Genomic DNA, 17,480 nt, shown 5'->3' on the forward strand with positions numbered 1-17,480 from the left:
CGGCCGGTTCACCAATGGCGGTCATTGGGGCTTCTCAGCCGGAGCGCCTTTCTTGCCGCCGCCCTGCAGGTCGAACCGCTCGCCGTCGACCTCGATGCTGCGGATGGTCGCGCCCAGATCGGAACCGCCATTGCCATTGTTGCCACGGCCGCGGCGTGCAGCTAACGCGCCGGCGACTGCCGCGGTCGTGCGGCGGCGGGCGCGATCGTCGTCGGCCTTGACGCGGTTCCCGATTGTCTTGAGGCTGTCGTCCATCCTCTCGCCGGCCGGAGAGCTCGTTGCCTGCGTGCCGGCCGTGGAAGACGCCGGGTTTGGCGGTGTCGCGGCGGACGTTGCTGCATTGCTCGCCACAGTGTTGGCGGATCGCGAAGCGGCCTGGGCAGTTTGGGCAGCTGCTTCCTTGGCAGCTGCCTCCTTGGCAGCGGCTTCCTTGGCAGCGGCTTCCTTGGCTGCTGCTTCCTTGGCGGCAGCGGCCCTGGCGGCTGCCTCCGCCGCAGCCTGGGCAGCGGCATCTGCTGCGTCCTGCGCTCTGCTGGCAACGGTCGACACGCGCCCAGATCCGGCCGAGTTGGTGACGGTTGTGTTGTCGGACATGCCGACCAGGCTGCCGGTATTTGCACTGTTTGGATCGTTCGACGTGACGTTTCCCGAGGCGTGATCCCCGCTGAACGTGCTACCCTTGCCGCTCGGGAAAGCCACGCCCGTACTTCTGCCAACGAGTCCGCCGACTGCCGATCGCCCGATAACGTTGCCCGTCGCATACGAATCCACGATGGTGACTCCGCCGGTGTCGCCCACCAGGCCGCCGACGGAACTGCTGTCTGGCGCCGTCACATTGCCGGTCGCGTGCGAGCCCGAGATGGTGCTTCCGCCGCCGAGGATGCCGACAAGGCCGCCGATGCCGCAACGGTTGTTCGGACAAGATCCCGCGGCCGCCCCTGTCACGGTAACGTTGCCGCTCGCATAGGAATCGGAGATGGAGGTGGAGCCCGAACTCGTCCCGACCAGTCCGCCGATCCCTGTGCCACCGGAAACTGCGGCGACGACGGTTATGTCGCCAGTGGCGTGTGAACCTGTGATCGTAGCTGAGTTGTAGCCGACAAGACCTCCGACGTTGAGGCTGTTCGTCGCAGAAATGGCAGTGTCCGCGTAGGAGTTGCTGATCGAACCGGATGCGCCTCCAGCGAGCCCGCCGACGGCATTGCCGCCTGTGACGGTGATTTGCGCCACATCGGAGTGGGAGTTCGAGATCGTACCGACGCTATAACCGACCAGTCCTCCGATCCCTACAACGGTCGAACTGACTGCGTTCACGGTCCCTGTTGCGTAGGTGTTGTCCAAAGTGCCGGCATTGGATCCCGCAAGCCCGCCGATGTACTGTTTGCCAGAAACTGCCGCGCTGGTCGCGTGACTATCCTTGACAGTACTGCGTGCAGACGTGGCCCCGACCAGACCGCCGACGGCAGTCGCGGTCCCGGCCACCGTGACACCATCCGCGTAGCTGCTTTGGATCACGCCGCCCGAATTGTTCCAGCCGACCAAGCCGCCCAGATTGCCGCTCCCGGATATATTCGAGACCGCGATGTAAGAATTACTGATCGTCCCACTATTTTTTCCGGCGAGACCGCCCACAGTGCCGGCGGACCCCACAATCGTGGCATTTGTGATGCCGATGTCGTGGACTGCCGCGTTCAATCCGACTACGCCGAACAGGCCGACATTGGAGGTCGCCGCGTTGATGGTCAGGCCCCTGATGGTATGGTTGCCGCCGTCGAAAACGCCTGAGAACGCCGTCGTCAAGTTTCCGATCGGCGTGAAGCCGGCACCGCTGTTCCAGCTTGCCGTTCCGCTCGCGTCCACGTCATTGGCCAGCACGACCGAACTCCCCAACAGGGAGGTCGAGCCGATACCCTGCAGGCCGTAGACGTCGGCGATCTGATACGGGTTGGCGCTGCTGCCATCGCCGCCCAACGCACGAATGAATGTCCCGCCGGCTATCCGGAAGTCAGCCGCGCTGAAGCTTGCCAGGGCCGTGCCGACCTGTCGCCATGTGCCGCTCGCCAGCGTGAAGGTGCCGACATTGACGGCGGCGATCGTGCTGATCTGGCCGGTCGCATTCAATGTCAAGCCGCCGCTGGCGGCCGTGATGGCCGAATTGATGTTGATGCCGTTGGTGGCATTCAGCACGAGGTTTGAGTTGGTCGACCAGCTGATCGTGTCGTTGACGTTGATGTTGCCGTCCGTCCCGTTCCCGCTGGTCGAAGCAATAGTCACCGTTCCGTTGGTGGCGAGCAGGGCTGATAGGGCGGCGCCCGTGGTGTCGCCACCGCTCGATGCGATGGTGTAGCCATCCGGATCGATCAGCCACGTTCCGCTCTTGCCGCTCGGAGCCAGAGTGGTGATGACCGCGTCATCCGCGATCTTCACCTTGTTGCCGCTGGTCTCGATCGCTCCGCCGTCGCCGCCTTTCGGCGCCGAGGCGTCGAGCTTGCCCGAGACTGTGGTGGTGCCGCCGTCGGCGATCAGCTTGATCGAACCGGTTTTGGCGGCGCGCGTCTTGCCCGAGCCGCCCGTGAGGGCGGCCATGGTGCGCGCCTGGATGATGCCGGAATTGTTGACCTGCGCCGACAGCACGCCATCTGCCGCCTTGGCGGTCATGATGACTTGCCCGCCGTCGGCGATGATGGCGCGCTTGTTCTCGACCAGCGCATTCAAGGTGCCGCGGTCGATGGTGACGTCGAGCAGCGAGTTGCCGCCGAAATTGAGGGTGATCTGGCTGCCGGCGGCCATGGCGACGGTGCCGAGCCTTGCGGAAATCACGCCGTCGTTCGCAACCGTGTTGCCGAGCAGCGCGACGTAGCCGCCGCCATGGGCGTGGATGCTGCCCTGGTTGACGACGGACGCCGCCGAATTGCCGGAGAAGGTGTACTTGCCCGCCATGAAATTGGCGTTGGAGATATCGAGCGTCGACGCGACCAAGCCGCCGACATTGACCTGGGCGTTCTTGCCGAACAGAACGCCGGCCGAATTGACGATGAAAACCTGTCCATTGGCATTGAGCGCGCCCGAAATGACACTGGTCTCGTTGCCGATCACCCGGTTGAGGGTGACTGACGAACTGCCTGGCTGGTTGAAGTTGACGGTTTCACCCGTGCCGATTGAGAAGCCTTGCCAGTTGATGATCGCTTTATTGGAGGATTGATTGATGTTGGTGGTGCTTCCGGCCTGGGAGATGCCGGCTGAGCCTTCGACCACTGTGCCGCCGAGGGGAGCGGCGAATGTCGCGCGTTGTCCGATCAATAACGCCGTCACCGCAGTCATGGTGGCGAAACAAACGGGAGGCCGGCGACGCTCTGTCCGGCGGATGCGGACAGTCAGGAACTGATCGAACATCACGGAAACTCACTACTAACGACATGCGCTATATATAAGTAAACATATCGTTAAAGGAGCTGCGGTGGGTAAGTCAATACTCAGTCGGCAACACTGCTCGTCAGATACTGCTGATTTTTTCCGCCGACAGCTGTGTTCATCACAAAGGTACGCGCGCGCATGCGATCATGCCATGATGTGCCTCGAAGACGAGCTACAGCGTTGCCGAAGCAGCGCCGTAGCTCGATGCGGACGGCTGTTTGCTATGGAGTGCTGTAGCAATAGTTCGTCAGGGTGGTGATCATCTGCGACGGCGGCAACGTCGTATAATCGGTCAGATAGGCGACAAAAGCGTCAAGTTCGGTGTTCTGGTCCGTCGTGCGGGTACGCGCAATTCTGATGCCGGCTTGCACGATAGGGTTATAGTTGAAGATGACAGGAGATACGCTGGTATCGGTCGGCGGATAGACCAAGGCGCTGCCCGATGTCGGGTAGCTTCCGTTCTGGCAGATTTGCGACAAAGCCACGAAACCGACAGTCGCAGTCTGGTTCTTCACGGCGGCAAGTGTCGTGTCGATGTTGCTGTACTCGCTGACCAACGGATTGGTCGAAAGCGGCGCTGTCAGGCCGTAGCGACCGGTCAGCACCGTGTTGGCCGCGAGGCCATAGGGAGCCGTGCTCGGATTGGCGATCGCCACGTTGTGATAGGTGCTCGAATTATAGCCACAGCTTCCGCCGCTGCTGCAGGTCACGTTCACATTCGGCGTATTGCTCCAGAACACGAGCGTGCCGACGGCGTAGTTGAATGGGCTGCCGACCACCAGTGATGAATAATTGGTCGCGAGATCCTGGGGATGCGCGGTGTCGGCGGCCAGGAAGAGGTCGACGCCGAGCCCATTGCCGCCCGTGATTTGACTTTCGAGCGTGCCGGTCGCCCCGTTTTGGACGACTGTGACCGTGCTTCCAGGGTTGGCGGTCTGGAAGGCGGCGATGAGATCCGCGATCGCGCTGCTGCCGGCCTGGCCCGAATTGTAGAAATTCGATGCAACCGCGATGTTGATATTGGCTGCCTGTGCCCCGAACGACGATGTCGCCAGCAAAGCCGCGGCGAGGCCGCCTTGCATGACACGCCTTATATTATTGCCTCTGTTCAACGTGATTCCCTTTCATTTCTTTCCATGCGCCCAAGGTCAGTATCAATCCTTGGAGCCACCAACGGTAGACTCAACCCCAGGGTCTACCTAATTAGTTACATATACCGCTATAGTTGCGCTTATATGACGGTAAGCAATGCGGGTGCGGGAGATATCGCTATATCACAGCATATATAATGGGCAGCGCGGTGCCGGCTCGCGTCGTCACGAGCTTGGATAGTGGGTCGGTGAGGCGATGATCGCGTTGGGGGGCGGGCGGCCGTGTTGCTGAGCGCCGGCTACGCTCTGCTGTCGTCGTCAGGGCGATCGAGATGTCCTGGCGGACAGCCTCCTTGGCCTGACGCATTGATGGGGGCGGGCTGAGTTGGCGCGACGGATTTCTGCTGGCACACGAAAAAAGCCGCCGGTTTGCCGAGATCGTCTCGGCAAACCGGCGGCCCGTGTGGCTCGCGGACCGTTGCGTCGTGGCTTTAGGCCGCCGTCGATGCCTTTTTCGGCTGCTGCGCTTCCAGCGCTTCGTCGCGGCGGATCTCGGACAGGCGCTTCTGCACCTCGGCCGAGAACACGTACTGCGCCGGGCGCTGCTTGGAGAGGTCGATCTCCGGTGCCATCGGGCCCGTGGTCTTGATGCCGCGCAGGCTGACCCACATCGCCTTCAGCGGGTTGGTCAGCGCGGCGTTGGCTGCCGTCGCCTCGTAACCGCAATGGGCCATGCAGTCGGCGCACTTCTCGTACTTGCCGGTGCCGTAGGAATCCCAATCGGTGGTTTCCATCAGCTCCTTGAAGGTCTTCGTATAGCCCTCGCCGAGCAGATAGCAGGGCTTCTGCCAGCCAAAGATGTTGCGGGCCGGCATGCCCCAGGGCGTGCACTCGAATTCCTGATTGCCGGCCAGGAAGTCCAGGAACAGGCCGGAGTGCATGAAATTCCACTTCTTGCCCTTGCCGCGCGCGAACACGTCGCGGAACAGCTGCTTGGTCTTGGTGCGGTTCAGGAAGTGCTCCTGGTCCGGCGCGCGCTCGTAGGCATAGCCGGGCGACATGGTGACGCCGACGCCGAGCTCGGTGGTGAAGTCGAGGAACTTGGCGATCTCCTCGGCCGGATGACCGTCGAAGACAGTGGCGTTGACGTTGACGGTGAAGCCGCGCGCCTTCGCCGCCTTGATCGCGGACACCGCGCGATCGAACACGCCCTTCTGCGACACCGCCTTGTCGTGGTGGTCGCGCAGACCGTCGAGATGCACCGAGAAGAAGAGGTAGGGCGAGGGCTCGAACAGGTCGAGCTTCTTCTCCAGGAGCAGGGCGTTGGTGCACAGCGAGACGAACTTCTTGCGCGCCACCAGGCCGCGCACGATCTCGCCGATCTCCTTGTGGATCAGGGGTTCGCCGCCGGGGATCGCCACCATCGGCGCGCCGCATTCGTCGGCGGCGTCCCAGCACTCCTGCGCCGTCATGCGACGGTTCAGGATCGCATCCGGATAATCGATCTTGCCGCAGCCGGCACAGGCGAGGTTGCAGCGGAAGAGGGGCTCCAACATCAAGACCAGCGGGTAGCGTTTGCGGCCGAGAAGCTTCTGCTTCATCAGATAGGCCCCGATGCGCAGTTCCTTATGGAAGGGGATTGCCATTGCGTGTCTTCTTTCTGGACCAAACGGATTGCGATTAGCCCGCGACCAGCTCGGCCGGCAGGCGGAATTCGATGTTTTCTTCCCGTCCCGGGAGCACGGAGACCTCGACCGGTCCGATGCGCCGCAGGGCTTCGATGACGTCGTCGACAAGAACTTCCGGCGCCGAGGCGCCGGCAGTGATGCCGACGGCCTTGGCCTCCTTCAGCCATTCAGGATTGAGCTCGCTCCCGTCTGCGATCAGATAACTCGCGACCCCGGCCTCGGTACCGATCTCGCGCAGCCTGTTCGAGTTGGAGCTGTTGGTGGCGCCGACCACCAAGATCACATCCACCAGCTTAGATAGGTCCCTTACCGCAGATTGGCGGTTCTGTGTCGCATAGCAGATATCCCGGATATCCGGACCTTGAATGTCTGTAAAGCGGGCCTGGAGGGCGGCGATGATATCCTTGGTATCATCGACGCTGAGTGTGGTCTGGGTGATATAGGCCATTGGCGTATCGGCCGGCATCGGCAATTCCGCCACCTCTGCCTCATTCTGGACCAGGTGGACCGGGCCGGGAACCTGGCCCATGGTGCCCTCGACCTCGGGATGCCCGGCGTGGCCGATCAGGACCAGGGTCCGGCCTTTGGACATGTAACGCTTGCCCTGGTTGTGGACCTTGGTTACGAGCGGACAAGTTGCATTGAGCACCGGCAGGCCCCGGACGGCTGCTTCCTCTTCCACCGAGCGGGCCACGCCATGGGCGCTGAACACGGTCACCGCCAGCGGCGGCACTTCGGAGAGGTCCTCGACGAAGATGGCGCCCTTGTTCTTCAGGTTTTCGACGACGTATTTGTTGTGCACGATCTCATGGCGCACATAGACGGGCGGCCCGTATTTCTCCAGCGCGCGCTCCACGATCTCGATCGCGCGCACGACTCCTGCACAAAAACCGCGTGGTTGCGCGAGATAGACCTGCATCGGACGTCCGTTACCCACGTTGCCTCACTGTCATCCGTCACCCCGCGGCCGGATCAACGCTTGACGGGGTGCAATATCCACACCAGCGATGTGCCCCGGTTTAGGCCAGTTTCCGGCCGTTCAAGCGCAATGGAGGCGCAGGGCTTTGTGTCAAAATTTCCGGGAAGAGGGAAGTCTGTTTGCAAATGGCTCGCATGTGACTGGAAATACACAGTCGGATCAATTGTGGTATTTTAATAAGGATGAATAATATAAGTAATTACAACATATTATAATCTCACCCGTTCGTCACTTTACCGCCGAAGAGCGCCGCTATATCAGCCGCCCCGGGCAGGGCCGTCCGTGTGTGATCCAGCCCGCCTTCCGCAGCAGAACATCATCCTGTTGGGCTAGCCCGGACGATGGAACTCCGATAGGCAGCGGACGTTTCAGCCGAGCTCAAATATGAGAAAGTCAAGAAGTGCTCACAACTATTGTTGTCTCGATCGTCAGGGCCAGTACCCGGTTTGCATGGCCGACCTTGATTGTGGGACTCCTCCTTGCGGTGGGCGCCGGGTTTTATACGGCGCATCATTTCGTCATCAATACTGACATCAATACGCTGATTTCCCCCAATCTGGACTGGCGTCAGCGCGATCAGCAATACGAGCAGGCCTTCGATCGCGATCGCTCCATCCTTGCCGTGGTGGAAGCGCCGACACCGGAGCTGACCGGCGTTGCGGCCAACGCGCTGGTGGAGAAACTCAAGGGCGATACCACGCATTTCTCCTCGGTCGAGCCGCTCGGCACCGGCGAGTTCTTCGCCAAGAACGGCCTGTTGTTCCTGCCGACCGACGAGGTCAAGCAGTTGACCGAGCAGTTCACATCGGCTGCGCCGCTGCTCGAGATCATGGCGGGCGACCCTTCGATTCGCGGGCTGACCGGCGCGCTGGAGACCGGCCTTGCCGGCGTCAAGCGCGGCCAGGTCAAGCTCGACAGCACGGCGCGGCCGTTCGACTACATTTCGGAGACCGTCGAGACCGTGCTGAACACGGGTGACGCCACGTTCTCCTGGCGTCAGCTGATCAGCGACAAGCCGCTTCAGGACAGCGACAAGCGCGCCTTCATCCAGTTCAAGCCGATCCTCGACTACCAGGCCCTGGAGCCTGGCAAAGCGGCCACCGATGCCATCCGCCAGGCGGCGGCCGAGCTCGACTTTGCCGGCAAGTACAAGGCGCGAGTGCGCCTGACCGGGCCGGTCCCGATTGCGAACGAGGAATATGCCACCGTGCAGGAAGGCGCGGTCACCAACGGCATCGGCACCGTCGTGGTGGTGCTGGTCATTCTCTGGCTGGCGCTGCACTCGGCCAAGATCATCTCGGCCGTGTTCGTCAACTTGTTCATCGGCCTGTCGCTCACCACCGCGGTCGGGCTGATGATGGTCGGTTCGCTCAATCTGTTGTCGGTGGCGTTTGCGGTGCTGTTCATCGGGCTGGGCGTCGATTTCGGCATCCAGTTCAGCGTGCGCTACCGCTCCGAGCGCTACAAGAACGACAATCTGCCGGAGGCGCTGGCGGAAGCCGCGCGCCGTTCGGCGGTGCCGCTGTCGCTCGCGGCGATGGCGACTGCGGCCGGCTTTCTGTGCTTCCTGCCGACCGACTACAAGGGCATTTCCGAGCTCGGCGAGATCGCCGGCGCCGGCATGCTGATCGCTTTCATCTCCTCGATCACGGTGCTGCCGGCGTTCTTGAAGATCCTCAATCCGCCCGGCGAAATGGAGCCGGTGGGCTACGCGTTTCTCGCGCCGTTGGACCGCTTTCTGGAGAAGCACCGCGTGCCGATCATCGTCGGCACGCTGGGCATCGTGATCGCAGGCCTGCCGCTGCTCTACTACATGAAGTTCGACTTCAACCCGATGAACCTGCGCAACCCGAAGGCGGAATCGATCGCGACCTATCTCGATCTGCGCAAGGACCCCAACACCGGTGCCAATGCGATCGACGTGCTGACGCGCTCGGAGGCGGAGGCCAAGGCGATCGAAGACAAGCTGTCAAAGCTGCCGGAAGTGGCGCGTGTGACCTCGCTCGACACCTTCGTGCCTGCAGACCAGCCCACCAAGCTGAAGCTGATCGCACAGGGGGCGAAGGTCTTGGGGCCGGCGATCAATCCGGATCAGATCGACGCTCCGCCGACCGACCAGGAAAATGTCGAGGCGCTCAACTCGACGGTCGCCAATCTGCGCCGGACGGCGGGCGAGGATAAGGGACCGGGTGCGGTGGCCTCGCGACGGCTGGCCGACGCGCTGGCCAAGCTTGCATCCTCCAATGAAACGGTGCGCAATAAGGCGCAGGCGGTGTTCGTCGAGCCGCTCCGCATCGTGCTGGAGCAGCTGAACATGGCGCTGCAGGCCCAGCCCGTCAGCCTCAGCAACCTGCCGCACGAACTGGTCTCGCAATGGAAGAGCAAGGATGGCCTGATCCGGGTGGAAGCGGAGCCGAAGGGCGATCCGAACGATAACGACAATCTGCGCCGCTTCGCCAATGCGGTGTTGGCGGCGGAGCCGATGGCGATCGGCGGGCCGGTGTCGATTCTCAAATCCGGCGACACCATCGTAAAGGCGTTCATCCACGCCGGCATCTATGCGCTGGTCGTGATCAGCCTGCTCTTATGGGCGACGCTGCGGCGCCTGACCGATGTGCTCATGACCATCGTGCCGCTGTTGGTGGCGGGGGCTGTCACGCTCGAGATCTGCGTGCTGATCAAGCTCCCGCTCAACTTCGCCAACATCGTTGCTTTGCCGCTGCTGCTCGGCATCGGCGTGGCGTTCAAGATCTATTATGTCGTGGCCTGGCGGTCAGGCAGGACCAACCTGCTGCAGACCAGCCTCACGCGCGCGATCTTCTTCAGCGCGCTGACGACGGCGACGGCGTTCGGCAGCCTGTGGCTGTCGAGCCATCCGGGGACGTCCAGCATGGGCAAGCTGCTGGCGCTGTCGCTGGTGACCACGCTGGCTGCCGTGCTGCTCTTCCAGCCGGCGCTGATGGGCAAGCCGCGCGTGATCAAAGAAAATTAGCGCCGAAGAGCTAACCAAAAAAATGAAAGCGGTCGAGGATCTCGGCCGCTTCCACCTCTTGAGCATCGGCCCGTCTTAGTGGGTGTGCTCGATTTCCGGAAGCAGACAGATATCGCCGATCTGATCGCCCGGTTTTTTGGCTGCCGTCGTCGCCGCGCCAGTGGTTTTCGGCGCCGGAGCGATCGGTTTCTGCGTACCTTTGGCCATGCTGTTGACCGGGCTCGACGGGATCGGCGGACCGACGCGCGTCCAGGTTTCGCCGCCGCACAGGAAGCCGAGCACACATCCCTGGATTTCAAGGTGGTCTTGATCAGTCGGGGTGATTGTAGAGCTGTAGAGCTGGCCGTCCTTGGCGTTGTAGACTTGGCCTTCCCACTGATCCGTGCCTGCCTTTTTCTTCATGTCGATCAGAATCGACATGCCCAGCGTCGGCCGGCTCTGCTTGGCCGGATCGGGGTTGTGGGTATCGCGGCCACCGGGTGTCTTTTCCCAGGCCACCACGCCCCACATGCTGCCATTACATTGTGCGACTCGGATGTTAGCGACGCCATCTGCCACTCGCCAGTCTCCGGTCGGATCGGCGGCCAAAGCGGGCGACAGAAAGGAAGAAAATCCTACTGCGAACAGCACACCAGAACATGATATGACTGTGCGCATGAGAGATTTGGGGCGATGCAACATTGGCTGAAACCCGTGCTTGCTTTGATGGTGCGAATGGGGGCAAAACGCCGCATTGCGCGTTTTCAGTTGACGAAGCGTCCATCAACCGAAGTATGTAGCCGATGCTAAAATCCAATCTAGACGTTTCCGAGATGTTTGTGGAGCGCCAAGCGCAGCGCAGTTCCATGCATTCTCGGCATCTGAACGAGCAGTTGGTCCGCGTTCTCAAAACGATCGGATACGATGTCGGTTTCAAAAGAGGGCAGGGGCAGTACCTCTACGACCGCGAGGACGTCCGTTATCTCGATCTTTTGAGTGGATTTGGCGTTTTCGCAATCGGCCGCAATCACCCGACGCTCCGTGATGCGCTCAAGAGCGTGCTCGACAGCGACCTGCCGAACCTGGTGCAACTCGACGTTTCGACCTTGGCCGGCGTGCTCGCCGAGCGCCTGCTCGAACATGTGCCATACCTGGACAAGGTGTTCTTTGCCAATTCCGGCGCCGAGACGGTGGAAGCGGCGATCAAGATCGCGCGTGGCGCGACTGGCCGCCCCGGGATCGTCTATTGCAGCCATTCCTATCACGGTCTGACCTATGGCGCGCTGTCGCTGACGGACGATTCGAACTTCCGCGCGGGTTTTGAGCCGTTGCTGCCGGGCTGCACCGCGATCCCTTTCAACGATCTCGCAGCACTCGAGCAGGCGCTGTCGTCACGCGAGATCGCGGCCTTCATCGTGGAGCCGATCCAGGGCAAGGGCGTCAATATGCCCACCGACGAGTTCCTGCCCGGGGCTGCGGCGCTCTGCAAAAAATACGGCACGATCTTCATCGCCGACGAGATCCAGACCGGCATGGGCCGCACCGGCCGGTTCCTTGCCGTGGAACACTGGAATGTCGAGCCCGATATGGTGCTGCTGTCCAAGGCGCTGTCGGGCGGGCACGTCCCGGTCGGCGCGCTGCTGACGCGCAAGGCGATCTTCGACAAGATCTTCAACCGCATGGATCGCGCCCTCGTGCATGGCTCGACCTTCGCGAAGAACGACCTCGCGATGGCCGCGGGTATCGCCACACTGGAAGTGCTGAAGGCCGAGAAACTGATCGAAGCCGCCGCCAAGCGCGGCGCCGAGCTCCGTCTGGCACTGACCCGCATGGTGCCGGGTTATGAGCTGCTCAAAGAGGTGCGCGGCAAGGGCCTGATGATCGGCGTCGAGTTCGGACCGCCGAAATCGCTGCGGTTGAAGGCGTCCTGGAACGTGCTGGAAAGCGCCAACAAGGGGCTGTTCGTGCAGCTGATCACGGTGCCGCTGTTCAAGGATCACAAGATCCTGACTCAGGTTGCCGGTCACGGTCTGCACACGGTAAAGTTGTTGCCGCCACTCACCATCACCGAAGAGGATTGCGCCTGGATCGAGCGCGCCTTCGACGACGTGATCGCCCAAAGCCACAAGGTGCCCGGCGCGATCTGGTCGCTGGGCAAGACCCTGGTCGACAACGCCATCCGCAAATCGGCGTGAGGCGGATTTGATCGTAGGGTGGGCAAAAGCGCGAAGCGCTGTGCCCACCGCAGAGTCTCCTGAAACGGCGCTGTAACGTAACGGTGGGCACGCTTCGCTTTGCCCACCCTACGAATATGACCAGGATGACTTCGCCCTTGGGATGCGGCGGAGAAGCGATTTTGCTTACCCTGCGTTTTTCACCCCTCCTTATTCCCCCGCATCGCGGTCTCGAATTTCTCGCCGAACTCGTTGAGCTCGTCGGCGCCGATGTCGCTGATCGCCCAGAATTTCAGCCCGCGCTCGCCCCAGCGGCGGATGTTGAAGCCCTGAATGGTATCCATCTTCGCGGCGTGTTGCGCGGTGTCGGCGGTCTGCGCGACGAACAGGTTGATGATGTGCTGCCGACGGCGATAGATCACGGCCCCGATCGGGCGGGCATCGACATAGTCGAGCCGGCCGCCGATCAGGGTGAAGCCGAGCGCGGTCAGGTCGATCACCGGCGGAGCCACGTCGAGTTTGCCGTTGAACCAGGGCTTGACCGTATGCTGGTCGGTCGACAGCACGTCCGCGAGATGGCCGGCCTGCAGCGAGCGCAGATGGGCCGAGACGATCTCGGCCTCGATGCGCTGCTGACCGTCCTGGCGCAGCACGATGGCGACCAGCCCGGTCGCGGCCAGCGCCGACACCGCGGATCCCAGGGCAAAGCCCTTCAGCACCGAGCGGCGGTTCGGCGGCGTGGCTACCGCCGGCAGCGCATCTTCGATGCGACGGCGCAATTGCGGCGGCGCCTTGAAGCCGAGATCGGCGCGAGCGATGGCCTCCTTCATCTCTCTGATGGCCGCTAACTCGGCCGTGCAGCGTGGGCAGCCGGCGACATGGGTTTCCACCTCGCTGGCGTGGCCGGCGTCGAGCTCGCCGTCGGCGAGGGCATGGATCAGGATGTCGGCCTCCTCGCAGGTCATTCCGAAGACTCCTCTTCCGCGAGCCACGCAGTGCGCAGCATCGCGCGGGCGCGGGCAAGCCGCGACATCACCGTGCCGACCGGCACGCCGGCGCTGTCCGCGATCTCGCGATAGGACAGGTTGTTGATCTCGCGCAGCACGAAGGTCTCACGAAATGGTTCGGCGAGCCGGTCGATCAGCTTGCGGATCGCCGAGGCGTCGCGCTCGCGCAGGACGGTGCCTTCCGGCGTCTCCTGGGCTTCGTGCCAGAGCGGCGGCTTGTCCTCGGCTTCCGGCGCGTCGTCGATCGCCTGGATCTTCGCACTGCTGCGGCGGGTGAATTCAGTGTGGCAGACATTGCGCAGGATCGCAAACAGCCAAGGTTTCATCGCCGGGCCGCGATAGGTGTCGAAATGCTTGAAGGCGCGCAGGTAGCATTCCTGCACGGCATCCTCCGCATCCGTCGGATCGCGCAACAAATAGCGCGCCAGCGTATAGACGTCGTCGAGATAGGGCAGCGCCAGCTCGCGGAAGCGCCGGTTACGCGCGGCATCGTCGGTGTTCAGCGGCATCGTCTGCGGACCGGCTTTTGGGGAAGCGGGAGACGCCTGGCCGGAGGCGAGCCTCCGGCCAGGGAATATGCTGATGCCCTGGTTTGGCGCGCTACTCAACCCTGATCAGCCCGGTCATGTGCGGGTGCAGCGAGCAGAAATATTTGTAGTCGCCGGCCGCGGTGAAAGTGAAGGAGAAGCTGTCGTCGCTGTCCAGCGCCTTGGAGCGGAACTTTCCTGCGGATACCACCGTGTGCGGAATGTCGTCATGGTTGGTCCAGGTCACGGTGTCGCCGAGTTTCACGGTCAGCTCGGGCGGATTGAACGTGAAATTGTCGATCACGACCGCAGCCGTCTGGGCGTTCGCCTTGCGGGTTTCCGATGGCAACAAAATAGCGACCGCGGTGAGACGCACGCCGCGGAGGAGAACATCGCGTCGGTTCATGGGAAGGTCCTTCAGCCCTGCAGCGGCGTGTCGATAATGGCGAGCCGTTCGTCGCCGAGCTTGAAATTGATGCTGGCGATGCCGAGCAGGCTGCGCAGCCTGGCATCCTCCACCTTCATCGGGCCGGGCGAGGGCGCCGTGCCGGGCGCCGGCTGCGGGAAGGCGGTGGAGCGCGCGGTGTGGAAGGTGACGTTGCCTTCGACCTTCTGCATCACTTGGTGAATATGGCCGTTGAGCACGGTGACCGAGCCGAAGCCCTTCAGATAATCGAGCGCCCGCGCGCCGTCCTCGGTGCCCCAGCCCCATTGCGGATAGACGGTCCACAGTGGGATATGCGCGAACACGACGATCGGCGTCGATTTCGAACGGCCCTTCAGATCGCCCTCGAGCCATTCGAGTTGCTCGGCACCGAGATTGCCGAGGCCACCGGCCTTGAGGTCGACGACATTGACGAGACCGATGAAATGAACGCCGCTGGCGTCGAAGGAGTACCAGCCCGCGCCGCGCGTCCCCTTGCCGTAACGTTCCTTGTAGAGCTTGACCTCCTCGTCGAGGAAATCATGCTCGCCCGGCACATAATGCACGTCGAGCCTGGCCTGCGAGATGATGCGGTCGGCGTCGTCGAACTCGGACGCCTTGGACAGATGCGAGATGTCGCCGGTGTGGATCATGAAGGAGGGCTTGACCGGTATCGCGCCGACTTTCTGGATCGCTTCCTCCAGCGTGCCCAGTGCATTCGGATTGGCGGGTTTGTCGAAGCCGACATGGCTGTCGCTGATCTGCAGGAAGGTAAGGGGGGAGGCCTGTTGGGCGGCTTTGGCCGCATCGACCAGTCCAAGCGAGCGCGGCACGCCTCCCGCGATGGTCCAGAGCACGCCGGTACCGGCCCAGGTCATGCATTCCAGCACTTTGCGGCGGTTGACGCCGCTTTCCTCGTCGTGATCGTGATGGCTCATCGCGCTCTCCTTCGGCCCAGCATTGGGCTAGCGGGCGAGGAGATCGGTCGGAGAGCTGCTTTATTCCCGCCCGGCTGCTTTGAGCCGCGGATGACGTGCTTGTGAGGTAACGCGGACCTCAGGTCAAAGGAGGTGGGCCCGCCAGGCACATCTCGTTGACATGCCGATGATGGACGAGGTCTTTTCCCCGATCTTCTCGTCAGTCTGCCGGCCTCCCGCCTGTCGTGCAATTGTCAGCCGATTGTCAGCTCCGTCGGCTAAGCCTCGCGCGTTCGGAGCTCAGTATCGCGTCATGCCGCCCGTGTCGTACGGGCGGCATTGTCGTCTGGTCCAGGCTGCTGCGCTCGTTTGGCGCTGACGGGTCGGTTATCAGGGAAGCCGCGGCGAAGGCACGGTCCCAATCGATCTTCCTTAACGATCAATGAGTTGTTAGCGCTCTTCGATAGTTCGCAAACGGGTTTGCCGCGATAGGATGCGAACCTCGGAATCGGGGGGGCGCTCGTCATGTTTCGCAAATCGATCAGGCAGAAGATCATCGGCATCGCGGCCGGACTGATCGTCCTCGCGGTGATCACGTCCATCCTGTCGATGGTGTTGGCCAGCAGGGTCGGCCATCTGCTCGAAGAGCTGACCGGCAGATACATTCCGGCCTACGGCCATCTGGCGCGGGTGAACATCAAGTCGCTCGAACGTTCGGTTGCGCTGCGTCGCATGATGGGCGCGCGGATGATGGAAGCCGCACCGGACCAGGCCTCCTATGCCGAGCAATTGAAGCGATTCCAGGAGCTCGATGCCGATGTTGCCCGTGAGGCCGCGGCGGCGCGTCAGCTCATCAACGCGATCATCGAGGATCCCAGCACGCCATCGGACAACGCCGCGCTGGGGCGGCTGGACGCCCGGATCGAGGCGACCATGAGCGATCTGCGCCGCCGCGTGAACGAGGACAGTGCGCGGGTGATCGAGCGGCTCGACGCGCATGATTTTCCCGAGGCCGCTCGCATGATGGCGGAAGTCGACCAGTTACGGGACGAGTTCAACGGCCGGATCGACGGCATCCGCGCCGACATGCTGGGCCAGGTCGAAGCCAGCGCCGCCACCGTTGTCAGTGAACAGCGGCACGCGATCGCGATTTCGGCCGCGGTGACGGCGATCGCCTCGGTGCTGGGCTTCGTCTTCGCGATGCTGGTCGGCAGCGGCATCACCCAGCCGGTGATGCGGCTGCTCGAAGGGACGCGGGAGGTCGAAGCCGGCCGGCTCGATCAGCCGATCAGCATCACCACCAGGGACGAGATCGGCCAGCTTTCGGCCGCCTTCAACCGCATGATCGAACGTCTCAGGCAGAATCAGCAGATCAGGGAGACCTTCGGCAGGTATATCGACCCGCGGGTCGCCGAAGGATTGCTCGATCAGCCGGCACTTGCGGCCGCCGACGGCCAGCGCCGCACCATGACCGTGATGTTCTGCGACATGAAAGGGTTCACGACGCTCAGTGAAGGCGTGACGCCGCAAGGCCTCGTCAAGATCATGAACCTGTATCTGTCGACGATGTCGGAGCCGATTCACGCCCATCGCGGCATCATCGACAAATATATCGGCGACGCGATCATGGCCTATTGGGGCCCGCCCTTCGTTGAAGAGGCTGAGCAGGCAAACCTCGCCTGTCTTGCGGCGGTTGACATGGTGGGACGCGTCGCCGGCCTGCGCAAGGCGCTACCCGAGCTGCTCGGCGTGCGTACGATTCCGGCCGAGTGCGACCTTCGGATCGGGATCGCGACCGGTGAGGCCCTGGTCGGCAGCATCGGCTCGGCGTTCATGATGAACTACACGGTCATGGGGGCCACCGTGAATCTGGCCTCGCGCCTGGAAGGTGCCAACAAGCTCTACGGCAGCCGCTGCCTGATCTCGGAGGCGACCGCCGAAGCGGGGGAAGCAGTGATCGAGGTCCGGGAGATCGACAGGATCGTCGTGCTCGGCCAGACCCAACCGCAGACCGTGTTCGAGATCATGGGCGCGAAAGGCGGCCTGACGCCGGAGCAGGAACTGTTGCGCGACCATTACGACGAAGGCCTCGCCGCCTACCGGGCGCAGCGCTGGGATGAGGCGCTCGCCGCTTTTACGGCCGCGCTCGAGGTGGCGCCTGGAGATGGTCCCTCGCTGGCTTTGGTCGCGCGCATCGAAGGCCTGAAGCAAAATCCGCCCGGGTCGGACTGGGACGGGGCCTGGAGGCTGGAGCGGAAATAGGGGGCTGGCGGAGCTTTTTGAGATCG

Annotated in this window: 12 protein-coding genes; 3 read left to right on the forward strand and 9 right to left on the reverse strand. The window is 62.7% G+C overall.

The window, feature by feature from the left end; genetic code table 11:
- Positions 1 to 21 precede the first annotated feature (21 nt).
- The 4 genes from QX071_RS24255 to ispH all read right to left on the reverse strand — a co-directional run bounded on the left by QX071_RS24255 (position 22) and on the right by ispH (position 7,112).
- On the reverse strand, positions 22 to 3,393 hold the full coding sequence (locus QX071_RS24255) for a beta strand repeat-containing protein (RefSeq protein ID WP_315706189.1): 3,372 nt from the start codon (positions 3,391 to 3,393) through the stop codon (positions 22 to 24).
- 242 nt (positions 3,394 to 3,635) lie between these two features.
- On the reverse strand, positions 3,636 to 4,496 hold the full coding sequence (gene modA / locus QX071_RS24260) for a molybdate ABC transporter substrate-binding protein (RefSeq protein WP_315706188.1): 861 nt from the start codon (positions 4,494 to 4,496) through the stop codon (positions 3,636 to 3,638).
- Between the two features lie 500 nt (positions 4,497 to 4,996).
- Positions 4,997 to 6,151 carry an adenosyl-hopene transferase HpnH gene (hpnH, locus tag QX071_RS24265; RefSeq protein WP_315706187.1) on the reverse strand — a complete coding sequence of 385 codons (1,155 nt, stop codon included), beginning with the start codon at positions 6,149 to 6,151 and terminating at the stop codon, positions 4,997 to 4,999.
- 34 nt (positions 6,152 to 6,185) lie between these two features.
- Positions 6,186 to 7,112, reverse strand: coding sequence for a 4-hydroxy-3-methylbut-2-enyl diphosphate reductase (gene ispH, locus QX071_RS24270; protein ID WP_315706350.1), 927 nt, complete (start codon positions 7,110 to 7,112; stop codon positions 6,186 to 6,188).
- Between the two features lie 460 nt (positions 7,113 to 7,572).
- On the opposite strand from ispH, the gene QX071_RS24275 reads away from it, so the two are divergent.
- Positions 7,573 to 10,164 carry an MMPL family transporter gene (locus QX071_RS24275; protein WP_315706186.1) on the forward strand — a complete coding sequence of 864 codons (2,592 nt, stop codon included), beginning with the start codon at positions 7,573 to 7,575 and terminating at the stop codon, positions 10,162 to 10,164.
- Positions 10,165 to 10,239: 75 nt separating this feature from the next.
- Here the strand turns inward: QX071_RS24275 and QX071_RS24280 are convergent, their stop codons facing one another.
- The gene (locus QX071_RS24280) at positions 10,240 to 10,845 is read right to left on the reverse strand and encodes a DUF2147 domain-containing protein (protein WP_315706185.1); all 606 of its coding nucleotides are present in this window, start codon (positions 10,843 to 10,845) and stop codon (positions 10,240 to 10,242) included.
- A 101-nt stretch (positions 10,846 to 10,946) separates the two neighbouring features.
- On the opposite strand from QX071_RS24280, the gene hpnO reads away from it, so the two are divergent.
- Positions 10,947 to 12,338 carry an aminobacteriohopanetriol synthase HpnO gene (gene hpnO, locus QX071_RS24285; RefSeq protein WP_315706184.1) on the forward strand — a complete coding sequence of 464 codons (1,392 nt, stop codon included), beginning with the start codon at positions 10,947 to 10,949 and terminating at the stop codon, positions 12,336 to 12,338.
- Between the two features lie 179 nt (positions 12,339 to 12,517).
- Here hpnO and QX071_RS24290 read toward each other — a convergent pair whose 3' ends face one another.
- The 4 genes from QX071_RS24290 to QX071_RS24305 all read right to left on the reverse strand — a co-directional run bounded on the left by QX071_RS24290 (position 12,518) and on the right by QX071_RS24305 (position 15,213).
- The gene (locus QX071_RS24290; protein WP_315706183.1) at positions 12,518 to 13,282 is read right to left on the reverse strand and encodes an anti-sigma factor; all 765 of its coding nucleotides are present in this window, start codon (positions 13,280 to 13,282) and stop codon (positions 12,518 to 12,520) included.
- Positions 13,279 to 13,833, reverse strand: a complete 555-nt coding sequence (locus tag QX071_RS24295; protein ID WP_315706182.1) for a sigma-70 family RNA polymerase sigma factor — start codon at positions 13,831 to 13,833, stop codon at positions 13,279 to 13,281. The genes QX071_RS24290 and QX071_RS24295 overlap by 4 nt, the downstream gene beginning before the upstream one ends.
- Before the next feature lie 91 nt (positions 13,834 to 13,924).
- Complete coding sequence (locus QX071_RS24300; protein WP_315706181.1) at positions 13,925 to 14,257, reverse strand: cupredoxin family copper-binding protein; 333 nt, start codon at positions 14,255 to 14,257, stop codon at positions 13,925 to 13,927.
- Positions 14,258 to 14,268: 11 nt separating this feature from the next.
- On the reverse strand, positions 14,269 to 15,213 hold the full coding sequence (locus QX071_RS24305) for a metallophosphoesterase family protein (protein ID WP_315706180.1): 945 nt from the start codon (positions 15,211 to 15,213) through the stop codon (positions 14,269 to 14,271).
- A gap of 504 nt (positions 15,214 to 15,717) precedes the next feature.
- Here QX071_RS24305 and QX071_RS24310 point away from each other — a divergent pair.
- The gene (locus tag QX071_RS24310) at positions 15,718 to 17,454 is read left to right on the forward strand and encodes an adenylate/guanylate cyclase domain-containing protein (RefSeq protein ID WP_315706179.1); all 1,737 of its coding nucleotides are present in this window, start codon (positions 15,718 to 15,720) and stop codon (positions 17,452 to 17,454) included.
- The last annotated feature ends 26 nt before the right edge of the window (positions 17,455 to 17,480 follow it).

Source organism: Bradyrhizobium sp. SZCCHNS1022 (assembly GCF_032484835.1).
Taxonomy (GTDB): domain Bacteria; phylum Pseudomonadota; class Alphaproteobacteria; order Rhizobiales; family Xanthobacteraceae; genus Bradyrhizobium.